General features: G+C 33.7%; 18 protein-coding genes and 1 riboswitch. Of the genes, 12 read left to right on the forward strand and 6 right to left on the reverse strand.

Annotated features, from left to right (window positions below):
• Positions 1-227: 227 nt before the first annotated feature.
• From ppdK to lqo, 3 genes are all read left to right on the forward strand, one after another.
• Positions 228-2,852 carry a pyruvate, phosphate dikinase gene (gene ppdK / locus HMPREF3267_RS07135; protein WP_070823873.1) on the forward strand — a complete coding sequence of 875 codons (2,625 nt, stop codon included), beginning with the start codon at positions 228-230 and terminating at the stop codon, positions 2,850-2,852.
• Complete coding sequence (locus tag HMPREF3267_RS07140) at positions 2,845-3,672, forward strand: pyruvate, water dikinase regulatory protein (RefSeq protein ID WP_002460572.1); 828 nt, start codon at positions 2,845-2,847, stop codon at positions 3,670-3,672. The genes ppdK and HMPREF3267_RS07140 overlap by 8 nt, the downstream gene beginning before the upstream one ends.
• A gap of 305 nt (positions 3,673-3,977) precedes the next feature.
• Positions 3,978-5,477 carry an L-lactate dehydrogenase (quinone) gene (gene lqo, locus HMPREF3267_RS07145; RefSeq protein WP_002460570.1) on the forward strand — a complete coding sequence of 500 codons (1,500 nt, stop codon included), beginning with the start codon at positions 3,978-3,980 and terminating at the stop codon, positions 5,475-5,477.
• 279 nt (positions 5,478-5,756) lie between these two features.
• Here the strand turns inward: lqo and HMPREF3267_RS07150 are convergent, their stop codons facing one another.
• Entirely contained in the window at positions 5,757-6,461 is a 705-nt protein-coding gene (locus HMPREF3267_RS07150; RefSeq protein WP_002460569.1) for a GntR family transcriptional regulator, read from the reverse strand.
• Positions 6,462-6,641: 180 nt separating this feature from the next.
• On the opposite strand from HMPREF3267_RS07150, the gene HMPREF3267_RS07155 reads away from it, so the two are divergent.
• Together HMPREF3267_RS07155 and HMPREF3267_RS07160 are read left to right on the forward strand one after the other, a co-directional pair.
• Positions 6,642-8,549, forward strand: a complete 1,908-nt coding sequence (locus HMPREF3267_RS07155; protein ID WP_062078164.1) for a beta-glucoside-specific PTS transporter subunit IIABC — start codon at positions 6,642-6,644, stop codon at positions 8,547-8,549.
• 20 nt (positions 8,550-8,569) lie between these two features.
• Complete coding sequence (locus tag HMPREF3267_RS07160; RefSeq protein WP_002478552.1) at positions 8,570-10,009, forward strand: 6-phospho-beta-glucosidase; 1,440 nt, start codon at positions 8,570-8,572, stop codon at positions 10,007-10,009.
• 172 nt (positions 10,010-10,181) lie between these two features.
• On the opposite strand, the gene HMPREF3267_RS07165 is transcribed toward HMPREF3267_RS07160, so the two are convergent.
• Positions 10,182-12,023, reverse strand: a complete 1,842-nt coding sequence (locus HMPREF3267_RS07165) for a subtype A tannase (RefSeq protein ID WP_002460564.1) — start codon at positions 12,021-12,023, stop codon at positions 10,182-10,184.
• A 139-nt stretch (positions 12,024-12,162) separates the two neighbouring features.
• Positions 12,163-13,041 (reverse strand): LysR family transcriptional regulator, encoded by an 879-nt coding sequence (locus HMPREF3267_RS07170; RefSeq protein WP_002478553.1) that lies wholly within the window; start codon positions 13,039-13,041, stop codon positions 12,163-12,165.
• 361 nt (positions 13,042-13,402) lie between these two features.
• Between HMPREF3267_RS07170 and HMPREF3267_RS07175 the strand changes: the two genes are divergently transcribed.
• Positions 13,403-13,981, forward strand: coding sequence for a PadR family transcriptional regulator (locus tag HMPREF3267_RS07175; protein ID WP_002478554.1), 579 nt, complete (start codon positions 13,403-13,405; stop codon positions 13,979-13,981).
• Positions 13,982-14,001: 20 nt separating this feature from the next.
• Positions 14,002-15,171 carry an FAD-dependent oxidoreductase gene (locus tag HMPREF3267_RS07180; RefSeq protein ID WP_062078162.1) on the forward strand — a complete coding sequence of 390 codons (1,170 nt, stop codon included), beginning with the start codon at positions 14,002-14,004 and terminating at the stop codon, positions 15,169-15,171.
• 104 nt (positions 15,172-15,275) lie between these two features.
• On the opposite strand, the gene HMPREF3267_RS07185 is transcribed toward HMPREF3267_RS07180, so the two are convergent.
• The 3 genes from HMPREF3267_RS07185 to HMPREF3267_RS07195 all read right to left on the reverse strand — a co-directional run bounded on the left by HMPREF3267_RS07185 (position 15,276) and on the right by HMPREF3267_RS07195 (position 18,074).
• Positions 15,276-16,166, reverse strand: a complete 891-nt coding sequence (locus tag HMPREF3267_RS07185; protein WP_002478556.1) for a fructose bisphosphate aldolase — start codon at positions 16,164-16,166, stop codon at positions 15,276-15,278.
• 718 nt (positions 16,167-16,884) lie between these two features.
• Positions 16,885-17,457 carry an LPXTG cell wall anchor domain-containing protein gene (locus HMPREF3267_RS07190; protein ID WP_002478558.1) on the reverse strand — a complete coding sequence of 191 codons (573 nt, stop codon included), beginning with the start codon at positions 17,455-17,457 and terminating at the stop codon, positions 16,885-16,887.
• A 197-nt stretch (positions 17,458-17,654) separates the two neighbouring features.
• Complete coding sequence (locus tag HMPREF3267_RS07195; protein WP_002460555.1) at positions 17,655-18,074, reverse strand: hypothetical protein; 420 nt, start codon at positions 18,072-18,074, stop codon at positions 17,655-17,657.
• A 140-nt stretch (positions 18,075-18,214) separates the two neighbouring features.
• Positions 18,215-18,321, forward strand: a riboswitch (SAM riboswitch).
• Positions 18,322-18,424: 103 nt separating this feature from the next.
• Here HMPREF3267_RS07195 and HMPREF3267_RS07200 point away from each other — a divergent pair.
• The 5 genes from HMPREF3267_RS07200 to HMPREF3267_RS07220 all read left to right on the forward strand — a co-directional run bounded on the left by HMPREF3267_RS07200 (position 18,425) and on the right by HMPREF3267_RS07220 (position 25,607).
• Entirely contained in the window at positions 18,425-19,240 is an 816-nt protein-coding gene (locus HMPREF3267_RS07200) for a MetQ/NlpA family ABC transporter substrate-binding protein (protein ID WP_002478559.1), read from the forward strand.
• A 208-nt stretch (positions 19,241-19,448) separates the two neighbouring features.
• Positions 19,449-20,786, forward strand: coding sequence for an aspartate aminotransferase family protein (locus tag HMPREF3267_RS07205; RefSeq protein WP_070545571.1), 1,338 nt, complete (start codon positions 19,449-19,451; stop codon positions 20,784-20,786).
• A 311-nt stretch (positions 20,787-21,097) separates the two neighbouring features.
• Positions 21,098-22,459 (forward strand): glycosyltransferase family 2 protein, encoded by a 1,362-nt coding sequence (locus HMPREF3267_RS07210; protein WP_062078158.1) that lies wholly within the window; start codon positions 21,098-21,100, stop codon positions 22,457-22,459.
• Positions 22,459-23,583, forward strand: a complete 1,125-nt coding sequence (locus HMPREF3267_RS07215; protein WP_062078156.1) for a glycosyltransferase family 2 protein — start codon at positions 22,459-22,461, stop codon at positions 23,581-23,583. Before HMPREF3267_RS07210 ends, HMPREF3267_RS07215 begins: the two co-directional genes overlap by 1 nt.
• Entirely contained in the window at positions 23,580-25,607 is a 2,028-nt protein-coding gene (locus HMPREF3267_RS07220) for a CDP-glycerol glycerophosphotransferase family protein (protein ID WP_062078154.1), read from the forward strand. The genes HMPREF3267_RS07215 and HMPREF3267_RS07220 overlap by 4 nt, the downstream gene beginning before the upstream one ends.
• The last annotated feature ends 1 nt before the right edge of the window (position 25,608 follow it).

Genomic DNA, 25,608 nt, shown 5'->3' on the forward strand with positions numbered 1-25,608 from the left:
AACAAACCACCCGTTCACACGGGTGGTTTTGATTATGTACTATTCAAAATAGTATGACACAATAATTTAATTACTGCATACACATTCAAAAAGACTAATAATGTTACTGAAATGTGACTTTAAAAGTATATAATATTTCATTTTATATATGTTATTGTTGTAAAACTCACACATTTATGACATACTTTAAAATAATTAGTATGACATAATAATATGAGGTGAACACATTGACAAAATATATTTATGCATTTGATGAAGGACAACGCACAATGAAAGATTTACTTGGTGGCAAAGGCGCAAATTTATCAGAAATGAAACGCCTTGGCCTGCCAGTGCCCGATGGCTTTACGATTACTACTGAAGCGTGTATCGAATATTTAAGACAACATGCGCAACTACCTACAGAAGTTAAGACACAGTTAGTTGATCATTTAGCTGCATTCACTAAACGTACTGGAAAAGCCTTTTCTTCAGATACCAACTTATTACTAGTTTCCGTTAGAAGTGGCGCAAAAATTTCGATGCCGGGCATGATGGATACAATTTTAAACTTAGGGCTTAATGATGATAATGTGGAAACACTTGCTAGCAAAACGGGTGATGTAAGATTTGCTTATGATTGTTACCGTCGCTTACTTCAAATGTTTGGTGAAGTTGTTTACAATATTCCAATGGTTGCTTTTGATACATATTTTGAAGACTATAAGCAACGACATGGTTTTGAAAATGATGCTGCAATTAGTGCAGATGGCTTAAAAGATATATGCGAACGCTTTAAAACAATTTATTTAGAGGAAGCACGTAAACCATTCCCTCAAGAACCATTGAAGCAGTTAGAAGAAGCCATCGAGGCTGTATTTAAGTCATGGGACAATGATCGTGCACGTGTCTATCGCGATTTAAATGAAATTCCACATGATATAGGTACAGCAGTAAATATTCAAGAAATGGTCTTTGGTAATAGTGGTGATAAAAGCGGTACAGGTGTTGCTTTCACACGTAATCCAGTAACAGGAGAGAATCGATTGTTTGGTGAATATTTATTGAATGCACAAGGTGAAGACGTTGTAGCTGGTATTCGTACGCCACAAGATATTCAAACGTTATACGACCAAATGCCAGACGTTCATCAAGACTTTGTCAAAGTAACAAAACAATTAGAAGCACATTATAAAGATATGCAGGATATTGAATTTACGATAGAAAACGGTAAGCTTTACTTATTGCAAACACGTAATGGGAAACGCACGGCAAAAGCAGCTGTTAAAATTGCGGTTGATTTAGCTAATGAGGGATTAATTACACAACAAGAAGCGATGCGAAAGGTTGACGTTAAAGCAATTGACCAATTACTGCATCCTAACTTTGATGACAAAGCTTTAGCGGAAGCAACTACAATATCAACACTCGGGTTACCAGCAAGTCCAGGGGCTGCGACAGGTCAAATCGTCTTTTCTGCTGAAGATGCTAAAGTACAAGCTGATTCAGGCAAAAAAGTAATATTAATGCGTCCAGAGACATCTCCAGAAGATATAGAAGGTATGGTTGCAAGTGAAGCAATCATTACGACACATGGTGGTATGACATCGCATGCAGCAGTAGTAGCACGTGGTATGGGTAAATGTTGTGTAACAGGATGTTCAGATTTAGAAATCAATACATCAGCTAAGACTGTTTATTATCCAGATGGTGAATTACATGAAGGAGATACAATTTCTGTAGATGGTTCCAAAGGTGATATTTATTTTGGTGAAATTAAAACGGTTAATGCAGAGCATAGTGAAGACTTTGACCAATTTATGACATGGGCTGAAGATACGGCACGTTTAAGTGTACGAATGAATGCTGAAACGCCACAAGATATTGAAGCTGGTTATCAATTTGGTGCTAAAGGTATCGGTTTAGTTCGAACAGAGCATATGTTCTTTGGTGCAGAACGTTTAGTTGAGATGAGACGTTTTATTTTAGCGTCATCATATGATGAGCGTGTTGACGCTTTAAATGCAATTGAAAAATATCAGGTTGAAGATTTCGAAGCCATCTTTAGATTATCAGGAGAACGTCCAACGATTGTTCGATTATTAGATCCACCATTACATGAATTTTTACCTAATTCAGCTGAAGACATACAACATGTTGCTCAACAATTAAATATTTCCGAGGACATATTGAAAAAACGTATTGTTGATTTGCATGAAGTAAATCCAATGCTCGGTCATCGTGGTTGTCGTTTAGCCGTTACTTATCCTGAATTATATGAAATGCAAGTCGAAGCAATCATTAGTAGTGTCATAAGGTTGAAAAAAGAAGGTATTAATTGTAAACCAGAAATTATGATACCGTTAGTATCTACAGTTGAAGAATTTACGGTTTTAAAAGAAGATTTAGTGGAAACAATTCATAAATTAGAACAACAAGCTGGCGAAAAAGTCGATTATCTTGTAGGTACAATGATTGAAACACCACGCGCATGTCTTATTGCTGGTGAGTTAGCTGAACATTGTGATTTCTTTAGTTTTGGAACTAATGATTTAACGCAATTAGCATATGGTTTTTCACGTGATGATGCAGGAAAATTCATAAATGTGTATACTGAAAGAAATATATTGAAGCTTGACCCGTTCCAAACTTTAGATAAAGACGGTGTAGGACGATTAATACAAATAGCTGTTGAACAGGCCAAACGTGTCAATTCGAATATTAAAATTGGTGTTTGTGGTGAATTAGGTGGCGATGCGAAATCAATCCATCAATTCAATAAATTAAGCATCGATTATGTTTCTTGTTCACCATTCAGAGTGCCTGGCGCAATTATTGCAACAGCACAAAGTCAAGTGGAGGAAAGTGAGTAGTATAGTGAAGCAACATGTATTAAAGTTATTTATCGTTTCTGATTCTATTGGTGAAACTGCACAGCGGATGATCCAAGCCACATTGACACAATTTCCGGATTTAACACAGGTTGAAATTAAAAAATTTCCCTATATTAAAAATGAAGAAGAATTTTTAAATGTGTTGAATTTAGCACATGAACAAGGGGCGATCGTTGCGACCACACTAGTGAATCCGTCATTTAATTCACTAGGACATCGCTTTGCCGAAGAAAAAGCACTGCCTTATGTCGATTATATGTCAGAATTGATTTCAATCGTTCAGGAACAGACACAAACTGAACCGTTACTAGAAAGTGGCGCACTTAGAAAACTAAATGATGAATATTTTAAACGTATTAAGGCTATTGAATATTCAGTGAAGTATGATGATGGCAAGCATTTTTCAGATATCGGAGAGGCGGATGCACTTATCGTAGGTGTTTCCAGAACATCAAAAACGCCATTAAGCATGTATTTGGCTAATAAAGGTTATAAAATAGCCAACATTCCATTGGTGCCAGAAGTAGCAATTCCAGAGAGTGTTTTTAAACAAAAGGGATTAAAGGTCTTTGGATTAACAGCGAGTCCACAATATATAGCTAACATACGTAAAAATCGTGTTGAAACTCTGGGTTTAACGCAAGAATCTCAGTATAATAGCTTAGAACGTATCAAAAAGGAGTTATCATATGCTGAGGAAGTATTTAAAAAGTTAAATGCCACAGTGATTAATACAGAGTATAAATCCATTGAAGAATCAGCATTTTATATTGAAAAATTTTTACAGCCAAAATACTAAATATGAGGTATATGAAAAATTCAACGTCACACAACTTGTTAAGTGCTGACGTTGGATTTTTAGTAAAAAATGTTATAACAAAATTTTTATTGAAGTTAAATTATATTGTACGATAACTTTTTTCTTTGAGATGTAGATTAACTGATTTACAATTTCATAATATTGCTTTAAAATTATACACGAAGTACTTATTTAATTTAGAAGTTTAGCGATTTGCTAAATTAAAGCAATAAATGGGTGTTTTAGGAAAGAGCACTATTTATTGTATATATAAATTAAATGTAATCAATAGAGAGGTGTAACATATGGCAAACTCACAACCAAAAGACGTCATTTTAATTGGCGCTGGTGTCTTAAGCACTACATTTGGTTCTATGTTAAAAGAGCTTGAACCTAACTGGAATATCAAGCTTTATGAACGTATGGACCGTCCTGCACTTGAAAGTTCTAACGAACGACATAATGCTGGTACAGGTCATGCAGCACTATGTGAATTGAACTATACTGTTGAACAACCTGATGGTTCAATTGACATTGAAAAAGCGAAAGAAATTAATGAGGAATTCGAGATTTCTAAACAGTTTTGGGGTCATTTAGTTAAATCAGGTAGCATTGATAACCCAAGAGAATTTATTAACCCACTACCACATATTAGTTTTGTTAGAGGCGTTAATAACCAAAAATTCTTGAAAAAACGTTACGAAGCTATGAAAGAATTCCCAATGTTTGATAATATCGAGTATACAGAAGATATAGAAACATTGAGAAAATGGGTTCCATTAATGATGGAAGGCCGTGTCGATGACGGTAAAATGGCTGCAAGTAAAATCGACGAAGGTACTGATGTTAACTTTGGTGAGTTAACACGTAAAATGACTAAAAATATCGAAGCACATCCAAATGCTGAAGTTCACTTTAACCATGAAGTGCTTGATTTCAATCGTCTTAAAGACGGTAAATGGGAAGTGAAAATTCGCAACCGTGCTACTGGCCAAGTGCAAACACAAGTGACTGACTATGTATTTATTGGCGCAGGTGGTGCAGCGATTCCATTATTACAAAAAACAGGTATTCCTGAAAGCAAACACTTAGGTGGATTCCCAATTACAGGTCAATTCTTAGCTTGTACAAATCCACAAGTTATCGAGCAACATGATGCCAAAGTTTATGGTAAAGAGCCACCAGGCACACCACCAATGACTGTGCCGCATTTAGATGCGCGTTATATCGATGGTCAAAGAACATTGTTATTTGGACCATTCGCTAACGTTGGACCTAAATTCTTGAAAAATGGTTCTAATTTAGATTTATTCAAATCTATCAAGCCACATAACATTACAACAATGTTAGCGGCTGCCGTTAAAAACTTACCATTACTTAAATATTCATTCGATCAAATTATTATGACTAAAGAAGGTTGTATGAATCACTTACGTACATTCTATCCAGAAGCACGTGATGAAGATTGGGAATTATACACTGCTGGTAAACGTGTTCAAGTTATCAAAGATACTAAAGAACACGGCAAAGGATTTATTCAATTCGGTACAGAAGTGGTTAATTCACAAGACCATACAGTTATTGCTTTACTTGGTGAATCACCAGGGGCATCAACATCAGTATCAGTTGCACTAGAAGTTCTTGAAAGAAACTTCCCAGAATATGCTGATGACTGGAAACCAAAAGTAAAAGAAATGATTCCTTCTTATGGTGAATCATTAATTACAGATGTTGATTTAATGAGAAAAACACGTCGTCAAACATCTAAAGACCTTGAATTAGGTTATTATGATGATGAAAAATAATAAATAATGCGATAACAGAAGTCAGTGACATCAATGTCTCTGATAAGCAGAAGAAGGTAATTCTATTAATTTCAATAGAAATTGCCTTCTTTTTTTACAATTAAGTGAGACTAGGACATCATTATGTTTTAGGCTATGAACGATATATTGGCAGTAGTTGACTGGATTAAAAATACGTTTGCTGTGTTCAATCCTAGTCAACCTTGCTGGGGTGGGATTATAAATTCATAATGAATGCTGTCTCGTTCCCATATTTAGCTAACTGAAGCTATGATGACACTAACTTTCTATAGGTATAAAAAAGTTAGCATGCTTGTAGTGGTAGACAATATTGGAGTAATCAAAAGGTTCACCTTTACTTGTATAGAATGTAAGTTCATGACGCATACAAGGATCTTGAGCGTTTAAATCTAAATAATTTGCTTCATTATCGTTTAAAAAGTCGATATAGAAATAAATATCAGAAAAACCAATATTTATCTTGAGACGCGTCTGTAAATAATCAAATATTGAAGCTTGAGCAACTTCTTTGTCCAATGTGGTAACTAATGCTTTATTGAAATAAGAAGTTTCAATGCAAAGCGGCTTATCGTCTAAATAACGAATGCGCTCTACTAAATAGACTTGTGTATCTTTATCTTTTATCTGTAAGTGTTTTTGTGTTTCCTCGTTAGGCGGTATGATGTCGATGTTAAGCACTTTACTTGTTACACGATGTCCTTGTAAATTATCTGAAAAGCCCTTTGTTTTTAACAGATTAATATATCCAGATTTTTTGCTATTTCTAACATATATACCACTGCCCCGAGTTTGATAGATAATACCATCTTTTTCAAGTAACTCTAATGCTTTAACAATCGTACTTTTACTCACTTGATACGCTATTTTTAGTTCTGCTAGGCTTGGAAGTTTGTCACCAACTTTATATTTCCCATTTGCAATAGCTGCGGTAATTTCATGTGCAACATGTTCGTACTTTAACATGATTAATCTCCTTAATGCTGTATTTACAATATAGTATACCAAAAATAAGCTGAAATTAAATTGTACCGGTATAATTGTATAAAAACGATTTACAAATTGTACCGGTATAATTATAATGAGTTGTGTAAGGGTTTCCATATTTGGGATAAATAAAAATTAAATAGATTGGGAGGTTGTGTTATGAGTGAAAGAGATAGAAAATTAGCGATACATATCCTTGAAGCCGTTGGTGGAAAGGAAAATATCGTTAATTACACGCATTGCGCAACGCGATTACGTATCGTCTTAAAACGTTCTATTCCGGATGCTAAAAAGAAAGTAGCAAGTATGGATGGCGTAGTAACGGTAGTTGAAAATAATGGACAATTTCAAGTGGTTATTGGCAATACGGTCGCAAGTGTTTATCAAGAATTTGAGGGATTATTGGGAGAAGAAAATCAACAATCTAGCGATGAAGACAGTGAAAAAGGTACGATTATTAATCGTATTATTGCAACGATGTCTGCCGTCTTTGCACCATTTATTTATGTCTTAGCGGCTGCCGGTATATTACAAGGTATATTAATTATTGCGAAAATGTTGTTTTCATCATTTGAGAAGACTGGCACATATGAAGTATTTAACTTTATTTCATGGGCACCATTTACATTTTTACCAATATTTATTGCGATTACTGCAGCAAAACATTTCAAAGTGAATACTTATATTGCAGTAGCTTGTTGTGCTGCACTCGTTAGCCCGGATTTAGCAGGAATTGTAGAACGCATTGGGAGTGGACATACGTTTACATTTATTGGTATTCCATTAAGTGAAACAAGCTATACATCGTCAGTGTTACCACCACTATTATTAGTATGGGTGTTGTCATATGTTGAAAAATATTTAAATAAATATATTCATGAAGTTATACGCCCGTTATTTGTACCGTTCTTCAGTATTGTAATTATGGTGCCATTAACATTATTAATTATTGGTCCATTAGCATCTGGGGCTGCACATGGTATTGCACAAGGCTTTAACTGGCTCGTAGCTGTAGCACCATGGTTAGCAGGATTATTAATTGGTGCATTTTGGCAGGTATTTGTTATCTTTGGTGTTCATTGGGGCATTACGCCAATGGTATTGGCAAACTTTGAACAGTATAAAAGTGATGCTTTCCAAGCCTTTCAAACAATTGCTGTTATTGCTCAATTTGGTGCAGTTATGGGTGTATTCTTCAAAACGAGAAATAAGGATTTAAAGCGTGTATCGTTATCAGCAGGGATTACAGGCATCTTTGGAATTACTGAACCGTCTATGTATGGTGTGAATTTGCGCTTTAAAAAGCCATTCATTATCGCTTGTATTAGTGGTGGTATTGGGGCTTTAGTTGCAAGTTTCTTTAATCCAAAATATTATGCATATGCTGGTCTTCCTGGGCCGATAACAATTGTCAATGGTTATAGTCCTGATAACATCTCATCAATATGGGGAATTTTACTTGGTTCAGCCGTTGCAATTATTTTACCTATCATTTTAATCCAAGTACTTGGCTATGGTGAAGATGTGACAGAACAGGTAGAAGGTGTTGACGTCGAAGAAGGACATGAGATAAATGAACAAACACGTTTGACTACTACATCTGATCAACTTGAAACAGAGATACATGCTCCACTAAAAGGTTTAGTAGTAGCATTATCTGAAGTAGATGATCCAATATTTGCGGAAGGTATGATGGGTAAAGGATTAGCCATTCAGCCAGAAAGTTATGAAGTGACAGCACCTCTCAAAGGGGTGATTAGTATGGTTGCAGTAAGTAAACACGCGATAGGTATTACATCGCCAGAGGGGATCGAACTTTTAGTTCACGTTGGTTTAGATACTGTGCAATTAAATGGACAAGGCTTTGAATTACTTGTTGCTGAAAATGATCAGGTCGAAGAAGGGCAGCCTTTGCTGAGATTTGATGCAAATTATATTAAAGAACAGGGCTACGAACTTATTACACCTGTAATTATTACTAACAGTGATGAATTTGAAGACATTATCATAGCTGACAGTCAAAATATCACATCTAGAGAAAAAATAATGACAGTAATTAAAAAATAGAGTGTAAAGGAGATTTAAACATGGCTAAATTACCACAAGATTTCTTATGGGGCGGCGCACTTGCTGCCAATCAATTTGAAGGTGGCTATGACCAAGGTGGCAAAGGCTTAAGTGTAATTGACGTAATGACAGCAGGCGCACATGGTCAAGCACGTGAAATTACACAAGATATAGAACCTGATAAATATTATCCTAATCATATGGGTATTGATTTTTACCATCGCTATAAAGAAGATGTCGCATTGTTTGCTGAAATGGGATTGAAATGTTTGCGTACATCGATTGCATGGACACGTATTTTCCCTAATGGTAATGAAACAGAACCGAACGAAGCAGGACTGCAATTCTATGATGATTTATTTGATGAATTATTGAAATATGACATTCAACCAGTGATTACATTATCGCATTTTGAGATGCCACTACATCTAGCACGTGAATATGGCGGTTTTAGAAACCGTAAAGTAGCAGATTATTTTGCATATTTTGCTGAAACTGTATTTAAGCGTTATAAAGACAAAGTTAAATACTGGATGACATTTAATGAAATTAATAACCAAATGGACATCAATAATCCTATTTTCTTATGGACAAACTCTGGTGTATCGTTGACAGATGATGATAATAAATTAGAAGTATTATATCAGGTGGCACATAATGAATTGATTGCAAGTGCGAAAGCAGTAAAAATTGGTAAGGAGATAAATCCAGATTTTGAAATTGGTGCTATGATTTCCCATGTTCCAATCTACCCATATAGCTGTAATCCGCAAGATATAATGGAGGCAGAAATCGCGAGTCGTATGCGTTTCTTCTTTCCAGATGTACAAGCACGAGGTTATTACCCAGGTTATGCGACAAAAATGTTTGAACGTGAAGGCTTCGACATTGGTTGGCAAGAAGGAGACGATGTGATTCTACGTGAAGGTAAAGTCGATTATATTGGATTTAGTTATTATATGTCTACGGCCGTTAAATCTGATAATGAGGCTAGTGTAGAAGATAATATAGTAAATGGCGGATTACCAAATTCGGTTGATAATCCTTATATTAAGAAAAGTGATTGGGGCTGGGCCATTGATCCGGTTGGCTTACGTTACACATTAAATGCATTATATAATCGTTATCAAATTCCTTTATTTATAGTTGAAAATGGATTTGGTGCCGTAGATGAGTTTGATGATAAAGGTAAAATCCATGACGAATATCGTATCGAGTATTTACGTGAACATATTGAAGCGGCTATTGATGCAGTAGATCAAGATGGCGTAGAATTAATGGGCTATACACCTTGGGGTATTATTGATATTGTATCCTTTACGACAGGTGAAATGAAAAAACGTTATGGTTTAATTCATGTTGATCGTGATAATGACGGTAACGGTTCATTAGAACGTACCAAGAAAGATTCATTTGACTGGTATCGCAAAGTTATTGAGTCAAATGGGGAAGTTTTGTAAATTAAAAAGAGAGCTGAACAGAATTCATTATGAATTCTTAGTCCAGCTCTGGCAAGGTTGACTAAGATTGAAAAAGCATGCTATAAGCATATTTTCAATTGAGTCAACTACTGCCAATCATTAGTTCACAGCCTAAAACATGATGATGTTTTAGGCTGTTTAATACATTTAGCTATTTTTTATTAATACTTTCTACCCATTTGATGAAGTTACTATCACTATTACCTGATGTTTCTGCCATTGTATGACCTTGATCCCAAACTGTTTTGAAGTCAACGTTTTTAGAACCAACGCGTTCTTTTAAAGCTAGAGAAAGATTAGTTTCAGTATTTAAGGCCGTATCTCCTTGTTGAATACCTGTTCTAATTCTCCAATGATTTGCCACATTAGATTTACCATACCCGCTATAGTAATCAGATAAGTAATACATTGGATTGTACATATTCATTCTTGTTGACATGCTTGTGCCTAATTTATCTGTTTTTGTTAAGTCATTTTTATATGATGAAACATAGTTACTATTCCAACCATTTAGTTTGCTATAGTTAGATTTATTTTCTGTTAAAAGTTTAGCTAGTGATTGATCAAAATGTAATTTACTGTCACTACCTGATGTTCCAAACACTTCATTTTCAGCTTGGCTACGTTTTAAATCATCAAAGGCTGAAACTGATTTAGAAGGTTGTTTATAATATTTCGCAAAGTCTTTAAGACTTGTAATATGTGCGCGTTTTGTTTTCTTATCATACGTAATCCATGTGCCTTTTTTATTTAGATCTTTTAAGTAAGCATCCATTGTTTTGTATGTTTTATTTGAAGATTGTTTTCTCATTTGAGGCATAGATCCCATTTTGCCAGAAGGTTTTCCACCGCTAGGTCCACCATTACCCATGCCTGCTTGCTCAGTGCTATTTTGTTTGTAAGGGAATGTTGTATTATTTAAGAATTCTGTAGCTGAATCTTCAATTTCTTTTTTTAGATATTTAGCATATGAGCCTTCAGTATATTGACCATTTTTAGATTTAGTTAATGATAATGTAGTATTTCCATTTTTCAGATTTAGTTTATTTAAGTAGCTTGCATAAGATGATGCTAAATCGGTTGATAATTGTTTTTGGAATGAATTTTTCTTGCGATTACCTTCATTACCATATTGTCCCATTTGCCATTCATAAGCAGCATCGGCTTGATCTAGACTTGTAATAGGGCACCACGCCATAGCACCGTCAATTTTATCACTGATATATTTTCCATTTTTATCTGTCATGGCTGCGCCAATTTGTTCTAAATATTTATAGTAGAGCTTGCTATCACCTGATGCACCGGCAATAGCACTTTGAGCACCACCGCCACTATGACCAAAAGTATAAATCTTACTACTGTTACCTGGTAGACTACTATCGTTGAAACGGTAATATCTGATTGCTGCTTTAAGATCGGTTACACCCCAAGGAGAACCGGTTTCATATGATTTAGTTGATGCATTACTGCTGTTATTGCCCATGCTCATACTACGTCCTCGTAATCCTGCTTCAACATATATGAATCCAGCTTTCATATACTTAGAAATATTACTATAACGATATGACGTAGGTGCACTTTGTTCGGCATAACCAGGTGTATTGACTGGATAAACGATAGGTGCTGTTCTAGCAGAATAGCCGTTAACTTTCTTAGCATCGTTTACAGTAACGGTATATGTCCCATTATGATTCTTTTTACCTTTGAAATAAGCAGCTGGTACATAGATACCTAATTTTTCTACATTTTTAGCTTGGGGATTGGAGACATAACTTATATTTAGTTGATAATAAACGTTATTTTTACTATCATATTTCCATTTTGAATTATCTATTTGCAGCGCAGATGATGCTTGGTTATAATTTTTGATTTTAACATTTGAAGTGTTCACACCTTTAGCATCATGATTAGAATTATTATTTTGATGTTCGCCAACGCCACAACCTGAAAGTATAACTGTTGCGGATAAGAGTGATATGAAAGTCTTTTTCATCTAATTAGCCTCCTTAATTTGTCGTAGTTCTATTATTAGTCGCAAATAAGGAGCATATCAATTCGGATTGAGCGCATGAACCATTCTACATTAGAAAGATGATGTACACCTTAGGTCTCTTGACAGTATTTGCTTGTAATTAGTTTCTGTGCTTTTTGGCTAACTCTAGCAAATATGCCACCTCTTTAGAAGCAATTAAATGATTATGAACATTAACGTTAATATAGAGTTTTATAGGTGAATTCAGCTGAACGATTTTTAAAGGAGACGTTACGTAATAATTAGCCTGTTGTTCCATAATCAATGCGACGCCATTATTTGTATTTACCATTTCAAGTAAATTTTCAATACGAGGTGCTGTAAATGAAATTAATGGATAAAATTGTTGTTCTTCACAATAATTTAAAAAAGCTTGATGCTCCAATGCGAACTCAGGTGGTAAATAGAGTTGTTCATTTTCAAGCATCGATAGATCGATTTGTGAGACATAGGCTAATGGATGAGATTCATGCACAATAGCACATAAGCTTTCTTCAATATAAGTAAAAGAATGATTATCATGAGGTGGATGTGGTGATCTTAAAAAGCTAATGTCAATCTTACCTTCATTAATCAATTGAGCTAATTCTTGTTCTGACCCTTCATGAATACGAAATCTAACATTAGAAAATTTTTGAACACATTTTGAGATTAAGTTTGTAATACCATATTCAATCATTAATCGAGAAGCGCCAAGGTTAATGGTGATTAAATTATCATTTTCCTGTTGCTCAAGCTGTTTTGATAAATCTTTATAATTTTGGCAAATGATTTTGGCATAATGCAGAAATAGTTTACCTGATTCTGTTAGTTCAAATTGTTTATTTGCGCGATCTATAAGACGATAACCGCACTCATTTTCCAAAGAAACAATGTGCTTAGACAGTGTAGATTGCGCTATGTAGAGTTCTTGAGAAGCTTTAAAGTAATTTTGGTATTTAGCTAAGACAATAAATTCATTTAAGTAAGAAATTTCCATGTCAATCAACAACTTTCGATAAGTATAATTATTTAAATCATACTTGATTATCATTGGTATATTCAATTGAAAGAACATTGCAGTTTGAATATTCATAATAACTTTACTTGAGGAAGATGTGTTTGATTATGAAGCGTGCATTTACCATCAAATGATTGAAGATTGGAAACGTAATTTAAGTAATTTCAAGCACGAAAATTTAATCAATCAAATACTTATTAACGCTATGCTGACGGGTTTGTTAGTGTAGTATTTAATTTCCTAAAAATAATTTCGATATATCGCTTTACATTTAACGATATATCGTTTATTATATCGATATATCGAAATTGATTAAAAATAAGTAAAGGTGATGAAAATTATGTTTAGAAGACATTTAGAAGGTATGAGACAAGGTATGGCACATTTTGAACAATTTGATGCAGGGAGAGGCCCTCGAGGTTTTGGAAATTTCGGTGGTTTCGGTGGCCGTCACGGTGGGCGTGATAGATTTTTCAAAAAAGGGAATTTACAATTCGTTATTCTTAAAATGTTAGAAGAAGAATCACGTCATGGCTATCAAATAATTAAAGACTTAGAAGAAAGATTTAAAGGTTTTTATTCACCAAGTCCTGGTTCTGTTTATCCAATTTTACAAATGTTAGAAGATAGAGACTTTGTATCTATTTCTAAAGATGGAAATAAAAAAGTGTATACCATTACGGATGAAGGTAAAAAGTTTTTAGAGGACAATGTAGATCAAGATGCGTTTACAAAACGCTTAGAACAATTTAAAAACGTTGATTTTGAAGAACTAAAAGCAGTGCGTGAACAAATGCAAACATTATTCCATGAGTTTATGAAAGCAAGTCAGCAGACATTACAAGATGATAAAAAGAAAGCAGAATTCGACGTCTTTATACAAGAAACAAAAGAACGATTACAACAATTCTATAAATAAAAGGTTGGAGAAATAGGGTTATGAATATAAAAGATATTAGACGAGTTGGCATTATTGGTGGGGGACCTGGAGGCTTAATGTTAGGCCTATTGTTACAGCACCAAGGCTTTGAAGTTAATATTTTTGAAAAAGCTGGTTTAAATGTTAACACTGATCGTGGAGGTTCTTTAGATATCCATGATGATAGTGGTCAATTGCCATTGCAACAAGCAGGCATTATCGATAAATTTAAAGCACAAGCACGCTTTGACGGCGAAGATACGCGCGTACTAGATAAAAATGGCAACGTATACTATGAAGCGTTAGTTGATCCACAAATAGAAGGTGGACGACCAGAAATTGATCGTGGTGAATTATGTGATATTATTTTTGAACAATTAAAACCTGAAACTGTAGTTTATGATAAAGCATTTAAATCTTTAACGCATATAGATAATGAGCAAATTGAAGTAACATTTGATGATTACAGTACACGAATATTTGACTTTGTAATTGGTTCAGATGGTGCTTTTTCAAAAGTAAGACCTTATTTAGCAAATACGGACGTAGAGTATAATGGGATATCGATGGTAGAATTAAATGTTGAAGATGTCTTTCATCAGTATCCTGATTTAGCTGAATTTAACAAAAATGGGAAAATGATGGCATTTGGCGATCACAAAGCGATATTAGGTCAAGTTAATGGAGATGGACGAATTAAAGTCTATATGTCGTATAAAATGGATTATGATGAATTTGATCAATTTAAAGCCATGAATAGACAAGAAATTAAAGAACAGTTATTACATGACTTTAGAGATTGGGACGTCAATTTGAAAAAATACATTGATTATGCGAGTGATGATTTATTATTACGACGTATTTATAAACTGCCTATTGGTTTCAAATGGGATAATCAAGCGAACTTGACGTTAATTGGTGATGCAGCGCACTTAATGAGCCCTTTTGCAGGAGAAGGTGTCAATATGGCACTTTACGATGCATATCTTTTGGCTGAAGCAATTAAAAGTCATGTAACGTTACAAGATGCACTAAAAGCATACGAAACAGACATGTACCAAACTTCTGAGCAAAGTGCTCGTGAATCACAGGCAAACTTAGAAGAGATGTTTGGCGAAGGTAATCCTGCCAAAAAATTTGGAGATTTCTTTAAGCAAGTAGGAAATTTGTTTGACGTACATCAAGCATAAAAAATAATAAAGTACCGACTGTTTAAGGTGAAACAGTCGGCACTTTTTTTAATTTCAATGCTTTTCGCTCAAAGCTGTTATCGCTTATGCTTTAAACATATATCTTAGTTTTTATTCACTGATGCATCATAGATTGAGTCAACAGCTTCACCTAAAGCTTTATCAAATTCTTCTTTAGATTGGCTATATCTTAAGTCACTTGCTAATGCACGAGAGAAACTTGCGATTAATTCATCGTTGTCTTTTAATAATTTATTTGCTTCATCTCTGCTATATCCGCCTGACAATACAACTACACGTACAACATTTGGATGATCAGCTAATTCTTTGTATAAGTTTGCTTTAGTAGGAATTGTTAATTTTAACATCACTAATTGGTCATCATTTAAAGCGTCTAAGCCTTTTTTAAGTTCAGCTTTTAATACTTCTTCGATTTCGGCTTTATCTTTAGCATTGATGTTCACTTCAGGTTCGATAATTGGAACTAAACCTTTGGCAATAATTTGTTTACCAATTTCAAATTGTTGTTCAACAACGTCTCTAATACCTTGTTCATTTAATTCTAAAATGTTAGAACGCATTTTAGTACCAAAGATGTGACGTTCAACTGCACGATCTAATGTTTCATCTAGGTTATCGATAGGTTTCATTAATTGAACACCATTTTGTTGTTCAGCTAAGCCTTTGTCTACTTTTAAGAAAGGAACAACACCTTTGTCTGCTAAGTAGTCACCAGTATATTTGCCTTCAACTTCACGATCCATTGTTTGTTCGAATAGAATCGCACCTAAAATTTTATCTGAAGTGAATGATGGTGAAGTGACAACACGCGTACGCATGTCGTGAACAAGTTGGAACATTTCGTCTTCGTTGTTATATTGGTCTTCGCCAACACCGTATTCTTTTAAAGCTTTAGGTGTACTACCACCACTTTGGTCTAAAGCGGCGATAAAGCCTTTACCATTTTTTACCTTTTCTAATTGTTCTTTATTCATTACTTTCCACTCCTTCTAATAAGTTTCACTAATAGTATGATAAAAAATGAATATATTCTCAAGCTTTTTTACTCATATTTATTGAATATTCTTAATAAAATTTGTAGAGTTTCAAAAAATAGACGTATTTTTATCGTAGGGGAGTCAAACATGGCATGACGACTATTGACCGTGGGGAGTACCTGACAGGGGGAAATCTTCATTAGCATGTCAATTACAAAATATTTTAAGCTTTCCATGCTATTATATTGATCGTATTCAATGATTGATGATAATCAGACCATTAGTGAATCACAGTTTACTGAGGCATGGATGTATATTATGTAACAGGATAAATGGATGATCGATAGTAAAGTAGCCACTCTAGCGCTAAGGATCATGTGTGTAGAATACAGTCAATTAACTAAAAGAAACGCAGTTGAAATGCATAATTAGAGTTATAATCTGTTATTTAAGATAATAACGTAAGCCACAAACAAAGAACCTTTACGGCAATCCGCAAAGGCTTGATTGAGAATTTATTCAATATATTTGGAATTTACCGAAGCAACAACGTGATTTATTAAGACAGCTTTAAGCGGGAACTGAGCATCAAGTTACTTGGTTTACATGTAAAAGTAAACAGTACCATTCATTATAATTGGTATACACGATGATCATAATGATCATCGAAAGAGAACAATACATTTGATTTGTCCTAAATGTACTTATGAATACTTTAGTGTTTTGAATTGCGCATGAACGTCAATGCCAAACCACTCATAAGTGCTAAAATACCAAATGCTAATGTTATTATATTATTTGAAGTGTGACCCGTTTCAGGGAGTGAGGCATTCTGCTGAGGTAATTCCGTAGATTTGATATTACCCACATAATAGCGATTAAGTTCCTTTTTACAATCTACGGGGTTATTTTGCTGTTCTTGTTGTGCCATATGAGTTGAGGTATTAGCTATTTCGCTAGCTGCATATGTTTGGTTAGGGTTTAATAGGTTATATACACCAAATTTACCATTTTTATATTCAACTTGGCCGTTTTTATAAACTTTATAAGTACCGACACTGTCATTAGTTTTAAGTGTGATTTTGATTTTAAAGTAGTTACCTTTGTCTATAACTGTATTAAAATTTTGCAAATCTGGATTGCCACCACTACGTGCCATAGCTTGCTTTGCAGTTGTGATTGCATCTTGTTGGGACATGGTATCTGCTTGAGTAACACATACGCTTGTTGCAGTTAATACCAAGAATAGCGCAAAAACAGATAAAATAATTTGAACCATTTGTTTCATTATGAAACCCCCATTCACATAGTAAATAACTTTACAGTGTAAGTGTATCATCATCAGCTTAATGTGCGGGCGTTTTTAACAAATCCTAAGGTAATCTTAATATTGTATTTACGTATGTGCTAAAATTAACTTTATACAAATATAGCATTTGCTTTTTTAAATGTTATCAAAGCTTAATTATACAGTGATATACTTATTTATCTTTTATCAATAAATGGAATACTTCTAGCCACACAAACGATAAAAATAATATGTGCTAAAAGCCATAGACTATATTCTGACCAGCTAAAATGAAAGATAGGTCGAACAGCGATATGAATGAGAAATGGATACAGCACTATAAAAGATAACATAGATGCCACATAACCAATGGCATACCATTGCTTTCTAACTCGATAGAGCAGTAATAACATCATATAAACAACAATACCAATGATTAAATGAATAAGGATTTCAAGCCATAACGGGGTGAATTGTTTAGGAATAATAAAGTCTATATTGATAAGTAATTGAGCTAACTGGGTTGTGTCAGTTAACAAATCTATGATAAACAATATGAATAATAGCAACATACTAATTAGACAGGCGCTCGTTAAATGATATTTTAAATAATACATTAGGCATTCCTCCTTAAAACGATTTAGTTATCTTTTCCCCTAAGTGTAAAAAACAATTATTAGTCAGAAAATTCAAAAATCTAATTGACGTTCTCTTTGCATAGTGATAGGATAAATTTAATTCAATAAAAGTAAGAAGACTCTTATCAAGAGTGGTGGAGGGATGTGCCCTATGAAGCCCGGCAACCGTCAGTGAATGACATGGTGCCAAGTCACATAAAGTTTAAAGTACTTTAAGAGATGAGAGAAAGTGTGCGTACTTTCTCTTAATTTGAGAAAGTATTTTTTATGTCTTGAATTCGACTGTTTTCATCTTTATTGAAGTAGCAATTAGAAAGGTGAGGATACAATTGAAAAAATGGGTCATCATGATTAGTGTGTTAATTATTACTCTAGCTTTATCAGCGTGTGGCAAAGACAATAAAGAAGCGAGCAAGACTATTACCGTTGCAGCAACACCAGCACCACATGGAGATGTGTTAAAACATGCACAAGAAGCAATGAAGAAAAAAGGCTATGATTTAAAAGTTAAGATTGTTAATGACTATAAAGTACCAAACAAATTATTAGATAAAGGTGATGTAGATGCCAATTTCTTCCAACATGTACCTTATTTAAAGGCAGAACGAAAAAGTCATGGCTATAAGATTGAAGAAGTAGGCAAAGTCTTTACAACTCCAATGGGCGTATATAGTAAAAAATATAAACATATTAAAGACATACCAGATGGTTCAACCATTTATGTTTCAAATAATCCAGCAGAAGAAGGACGCTTTTTATCATTTTTTGTTAACGAAGGCTTAATTAAGTTGAAAAAAGGAGTGAAAATTGAAGATGCGAAGTTTGAAGATATTGCTGAAAATAAAAAGCATTTGAAATTCAATAATCAACAAGGCGCTGAATTTTTACCTAAAACATATAATAACAGTGAAGGTGCAGCAGTTATCATGAACTCAAATTACGCAATTGATAATGGTTTAAAACCATCTAAAGATGCGATTGCATTTGAAGGAAAATCATCACCTTTTGCTAATATTATTGCAGTACAAGAAGGACATAAAAAAGATAAAAAATTCCAAGAATTATTAAAAGTTTTACAATCAAAAGAAATTAAAGCATATATTAAAAAACAATATGGTGACGACGTGATTCCATATGAAAATTAAAGTGACATAATAGCGTGCTGCGATACAACATATGTTAATTTTAGTACTTGTTGTTTTAATCATTTTAAATATCCACAGTAAGCGTGAACAAACAACTTAATAATTTAATTATTCAGAAAATATTTACAAATCTGATAATTAATTGTATATTGGGTTGTATTACATTGCTGTGCGAATAAGTCAGCAGTATTTGGAGGATGAATTGACTATGAGTAAAGCAGCGCAACTTATTGAAGAAGATGGGAAATATTTTGCAAAATCAGGACGTATCAAATACTATCCGCTCGTGATAGATCATGGTTATGGTGCAACGCTTGTCGATGTTGACGGTAAATCATATATTGATTTATTATCGAGTGCCAGTTCGCAAAATGTTGGTCATGCACCTAAAAAAGTATCCGATGCTATAAAAGCGCAGGTAGATAAGTTCATTCACTATACACCCGCATATATGTATCATGAATCGGCGGTTAAATTATCTAAAAAGTTGTGCGAGATTGCGCCTGGCAACTTTGAAAAAAGGGTAACCTTTGGTTTAAGTGGATCTGATGCTAATGATGGTGTCATTAAATTTGCACGTGCTTACACGGGACGTCCTTATATTATTAGCTTTACTAACGCTTATCATGGATCAACATTTGGCTCATTATCTATGTCCGCGATTAGTTTAAATATGCGCAAACATTATGGACCATTACTAAATGGCTTTTATCACATACCTTTTCCTGATAACTATAGAGGAATGTTTGAACAGCCAACTGCAAATACAGTTGCTGAATATTTAGCACCTCTAAAGGAAATGTTTGCGAAATACGTACCCGCAGACGAAGTGGCATGTATTGTTGTTGAAACGATACAAGGTGATGGTGGATTACTAGAGCCAGTCGCAGGCTATTTTGAGGCATTAGCAGCTTTATGTCGAGAACACGGAATTTTAATTGCTGTTGATGACATTCAGCAAGGATTAGGTCGAACAGGCACTTGGAGTTCGGTGGAACACTTTAATTTTATACCAGATATGATTACATTTGGAAAGTCATTAGCTGGAGGCCTACCAATGTCTGCGTTAGTGGCACGTAAAGAAATTATTGATAGCTTGGAAGCACCAGCCCATTTATTTACTACTGGGGCTAATCCGGTAAGTTGTGAGGCAGCACTCGCAACAATTGAAATGCTTGAAGAAGACGACTTATTATCAGCAAGTGTCAATAAAGGGCGCTATGTACGCCAACGTATGGAACAATGGACTTCACGTTATGAGTATGTTGGTGATGTTCGAGGCATCGGGCTTTCTATAGGCATTGATATTGTGTCAAATAAGCAAAATAAGACAAGAGATCCAGAAGCAGCTTTAAAAATATGTAATTATTGTTTTGAACATGGTGTTGTCATTATTGCCGTTGCAGGTAATGTATTGAGATTTCAACCACCATTAGTCATTACCTATGAGCAATTAGATGAAGCACTAGCAACGTTAGAACAGGCGTTACAAGGTTTACAAGATGGGCAATTAGATACATTAGATATCGATGGTCAAGGCTGGTAATAAAGGTGTACGCGCATTAATTAACTTCGAAAGTATATTGCTAAATAGGATGAATATATTTAAATCTAGGACCTCTCAGGAGGTTCTTTTTTTGTCAGTGATTTAAAATTTTAATATTTGAAAAGTGTATTCGCTTGGCAGTTACAACGATTATAGGAAAGTGTTTATTAAATAAAAAATATAGGTTATATTTTAGTTAATAAATGGTGTATAATCATAATGTATTTTGTTAATATACAGTATTTAATTAGTAGTTTGTTTAAAACGCGTTAATAAATAGATAGCCTTGTTGCATCGGAAGGAGCTTACGAGTGTTTTCAATCATCATTCCTACATACAATAGTGAAAAATATATTGCACATACACTAGATAAGCTATTAAGCTGTCTGTATTTTGAAGAGGATGAAATTATTGTTATCAATGATGGTAGCACTGATTCGACGGCACAAATTTTAAAAGGCTATCAAAATCATGCACAGATTAAAATTATTAATCAAACGAATAAAGGTGTCAGTGCAGCTAGAAATTTAGGCATGTCACTTATGAGTCCTGAGACAAAATTAGTGACATTTATTGATGACTCTGATTATGTGAGCACAAATTTTTTCAAAGAAGCCAGTCGATTTTTTCTTAAATATCCGTACATAAAATTAGCAAGTGCGCCTATATTAATACGTAAAGGCCATACATTATCAGCTCAAAATTTAAATTATCGTTTTCAACAACGTAGGCATGTCGTAGATATTACACAGCAGTACCAAGATATTCAATATCATATTGGAGGAATGGTCTTTCGAAAATCGTTGTTTACCCATCATAAGTATACATTCGATGAGACGATTGATTTTTGGGAAGATGCAAAGTTTATTAATACGATTCTATTAGACGTCAAGTCTTATGGCTTAATTAAACATGTTAATTATTTCTATAACAGAGATGATTACCGGTCATTAAGTATTAACTCATGGAAGGATCAAAATAGGTATGCGCCTCATATCGTTAAAAATTATCTTGAATTAATTCAACGCTCTACCGATTTATACGGCAGGGTTTTACCTTATATTCAATATTTGGTCGTGTTACATTATTTGAACTATATATTAGAACATAACCAGGGTTATTTAAATTTAAAATACATTCAAGACAATACTCGTTTTAACATAGAAACAAAAGTATTACTACAATACATAAGCATAGAGATGATAGATGCATTACCAATTGATAATTGCTATAAACACATCCTTTATCAGCATAAAGGGATGGTATTTCCAGCTGAAAAGGATTATAAAAAAATAAATATCATTGTGCATCATTATCATTGGGGCAGTCGTGAATTACACTTTTCATTGTCTCAAGAGGCGTTTGATATGAGTGATAGTACGCAAATTTATATTGATTCACATGGCAAGTTAAAAGCTCGAGCAATGTTAATACACGATAAGCCATTAATCATTTTAGGTGTTAAGGTGAAAAATTTTAGTCGTAAAACTTTTCAAATTCGACTGCCACGCTATCGTTTGCTAATAGGTGGTTACTTCAGAATTATTGATAATGAGCGTGGTGTCAAAATGAATATTTATAATCCATCTTTAGGGATGCGCATGTTAAAAAAGTTAATGTATTCAATCAAATATTATAGCGTTTCAAGTCGTAGAAATAAGGAGGTATCTTAATGTTAATTTCAGTCATTTTGCCTGTATACAATGTGTCGGATTACATTGAAGCATGTTTAGACTCGTTGCTTCATCAAAGTATTGGGCAAGAAAAGATAGAAGTCATTCTTATAGATGATTGTTCCACTGATGATAGTGTTGCTAAAATGCGTAACTATGAACAACAATTTAGCCATTTTAAATTATATCAATGTCCTGTTAATTATGGTGCACCAGGAAAACCACGTAATATTGGTGTGGCTCAAGCAACTGGCGATTTTCTTCACTTTATGGATCCGGATGATATTTTAGCATCGGATGCGTATGAACAATTGTTGGCATCAATGGGAAATCAAGATGATTTTGCTATGGGAAAAATGGTGTCTTTTAATGAAGATGGATCGACATTCCAGCATGTGACATTTAAAGAATATAAATTAAATAAGACGTATGAGCATGTAAAGCTCGACGATGTTCCATTTTTCTCGCAAGTGAAAGTTGGCGTTGTACTGAAATTAATTCGAAAATCATTTTATGATGCACATCATATTTCGTTTGTAGAGGGGCTTCGTAATGGAGAAGATAAATTGGTGGATACATTGCTGTATACCCAGGCACAATCATTTTCATACACGCCACAAATTATTTATTACTATCGTAATCGTGATACAGGTGATAATAAATCAATCACACATCAAGATGTGATGCGCTCCATTGAAAACGATATTGCCGCATATCATATTTGTAAACCTTTTTATAATAAAGAACAATTACAATTTTTTAAAATTAATGCGCTACGTTCAATCTTTTGGAAAGTCTTAGATCAAGAATTTTATCTTATTGATAATAGTCAAAAGTTAAAAATATTTACTGAGCTTTTTGACATTGTAAATCATTATGAACCACGTATTTTTAATTTATATTTACGTCATGAATTACCTATTATTCATTTGATACAACAGCGCGAATATGAACTTGCAATTTCTTATGCAGCATTATTGGAAGCGCGACGAAGATATTTTTATAGTGCAACCGCATTAGAAGCGAAAGCTGCAGAAATTAAACGCTTTAAGAGCAGTAAAAGTTACAAATTACACCGTTTAGTGACAACAATAAAACGAACTATAGGATTGAAACAACGATGAACATATTATTAGTACTCTTTAAAACAAGGAACATGAATGTCCAACAATATAAAGCACTTAAGCATTGTGAGGCTTTTAAACATGTTGAAACGATTTATATAGCAGATGAAAAAAGTATCAATATAGATATTAAAGGTTATGACTATATCTTGTTTGCCAACCCTAACTTTACTTTTAATCATGTAGAGCTTGAACAAGCAATTCAAACATTACAATCATCTGATGCTACTGCAGTACAGTGGACACTTAGAGATGTAAAATATCTCAAACAAATGCCTTATACATATAACAATTATAGAGAATGGTTTGCTACTATTTTAATACGGAGAGATGAAACACAAGAGCATTGTGATTTAATGACCTATTTTCAAGCTACGGCTACGATAACATCAAAAGCGTATATTTCGGCAAATTATATTGGAAGAAATACGCAAAACAAGGTATATAAGCATGATATTATCGATTTAACGATTGACTTATTGGAATCTTTATCAACCGCTCAAATCATAGGTGGTTTCGCTTCAAAAAAAGATTTAATTCACTTTTTAGACTTTGTTATTGATAATCAAGTATTTGAAAGAGACGTGGATAAAGAAAAGCAACTTAAATTAATGAAGATAATTGCACAAAAATTTAGTGGTTTGAAAGAACTGAGGGAACGTAAACAAACAAGGTTGTATTTATTTTATGGTTTAGTATTTAAACGATACTTTGATGAAGCATTGAGTGCATTGACATTATATCGCAGTCGTCGTTATTGGTACCAAGTTAATCAAAATTTGGAACAGAATAGGGATAATGAATTTGAACAACTCAGAACTTCAGATGCTTGGATAAAGACACAAAAATATCGCGATGCACGTATAAAATTACAGCTAATACTAAAATATCTAGAAAAATATAGTTTAAAATGCTTTGCACATTTATTTAAAATGATCATACACAAGCCAATATGGCTGATTTCAGAACGTAAAGACAGCGCATCAGATAATTCTTATTTCTTGTTTAAATATTTAACGCAACAATGTAGTGAAATTAAAGCATATTATATTTTGGACAAACATGCTAAGCATGCACGTGCAAAAGTGAAAAACCTAGGAAAAGTAATCAACTTTGGTTCGATTAAACATAAGTTATTAATGCTTGCTGCGGATAATTATATTACGTCATTTACAGCCGAAGAAACGCTGTTACCATACAATAATCAGTTGTATAAACATATTTATCAACAAGAACTTGCACAAAAGAAAATTATCTCTATTCAGCATGGAATGATTATTCACAATATATCGCCATATTTAAGTAAGAATAATTATTTAGTGAACTATATAACAGCAAATAATCAATTTGAAAAACAAATTATTACTGAAACATTAGGTTACGATGAACATGAAGTATTGATTACAGGTATGGCAAGACATGATAATTTATTGGAAACATCTGTGGAAATTAGTGAAAGTCAAAAAGTATTATTTATGCCAACATGGCAACGTGGATTACAATATTTGACAACGGCACAATTTTTAAGCAGTGAGTACTATCATAAAATGGTAGAATTGCTAAATAACTCTACGGTATTAGATTTTTTGCAACGCTATAACTTAACGCTAAGGGTATTATTACATCCACAATTTGATAAATATAGTAAGTACTTAATGAGTGAACATGCTGAAATTGAATTTTGTTCAATGAGTGATGTCGAAATTCCAACGGCTATCGCACAATCAAAATTTTTAATTACTGATTTTTCATCGGTAGCGGTGGACTTTTTATTCCAGCAAAAAAATGTCATATTTTATCAATATAATAAATATCTGTCACATCATGTGCCGTCTAAACAGATTCAATATCGAGATATCGGTCAAGTTGTGACTACAATTGAACAAGTTACAGAAGCACTTCAGAAATTGGCTGCCAATGACTTTAAACTATTACCACAATATCAAATAGCTTACGATAAATTGTTTGAAGTCAAGCACCATATTAATCAAACATTAGTTGACACTATTAAGCAGTTGAAGTGAG

This window comes from Staphylococcus sp. HMSC62D11, from assembly GCF_001839145.1.
GTDB classification, from domain to species: Bacteria; Bacillota; Bacilli; order Staphylococcales; family Staphylococcaceae; genus Staphylococcus; species Staphylococcus lugdunensis.

Coding starts and splice junctions, on each gene's coding strand:
- HMPREF3267_RS07175 (WP_002478554.1), top strand. CDS start 13,403: ATGTTTAGAAGACATTTAGAAGGTATGAGACAAGGTATGGCACATTTT.
- HMPREF3267_RS07205 (WP_070545571.1), top strand. CDS start 19,449: ATGAGTAAAGCAGCGCAACTTATTGAAGAAGATGGGAAATATTTTGCA.
- HMPREF3267_RS07150 (WP_002460569.1), bottom strand. CDS start 6,461: ATGTTAAAGTACGAACATGTTGCACATGAAATTACCGCAGCTATTGCA.
- lqo (WP_002460570.1), top strand. CDS start 3,978: ATGGCAAACTCACAACCAAAAGACGTCATTTTAATTGGCGCTGGTGTC.
- HMPREF3267_RS07180 (WP_062078162.1), top strand. CDS start 14,002: ATGAATATAAAAGATATTAGACGAGTTGGCATTATTGGTGGGGGACCT.
- HMPREF3267_RS07195 (WP_002460555.1), bottom strand. CDS start 18,074: ATGTATTATTTAAAATATCATTTAACGAGCGCCTGTCTAATTAGTATG.
- HMPREF3267_RS07190 (WP_002478558.1), bottom strand. CDS start 17,457: ATGAAACAAATGGTTCAAATTATTTTATCTGTTTTTGCGCTATTCTTG.
- HMPREF3267_RS07170 (WP_002478553.1), bottom strand. CDS start 13,041: ATGGAAATTTCTTACTTAAATGAATTTATTGTCTTAGCTAAATACCAA.
- HMPREF3267_RS07185 (WP_002478556.1), bottom strand. CDS start 16,166: ATGAATAAAGAACAATTAGAAAAGGTAAAAAATGGTAAAGGCTTTATC.
- HMPREF3267_RS07215 (WP_062078156.1), top strand. CDS start 22,459: ATGTTAATTTCAGTCATTTTGCCTGTATACAATGTGTCGGATTACATT.
- HMPREF3267_RS07160 (WP_002478552.1), top strand. CDS start 8,570: ATGGCTAAATTACCACAAGATTTCTTATGGGGCGGCGCACTTGCTGCC.
- HMPREF3267_RS07165 (WP_002460564.1), bottom strand. CDS start 12,023: ATGAAAAAGACTTTCATATCACTCTTATCCGCAACAGTTATACTTTCA.
- HMPREF3267_RS07220 (WP_062078154.1), top strand. CDS start 23,580: ATGAACATATTATTAGTACTCTTTAAAACAAGGAACATGAATGTCCAA.
- HMPREF3267_RS07155 (WP_062078164.1), top strand. CDS start 6,642: ATGAGTGAAAGAGATAGAAAATTAGCGATACATATCCTTGAAGCCGTT.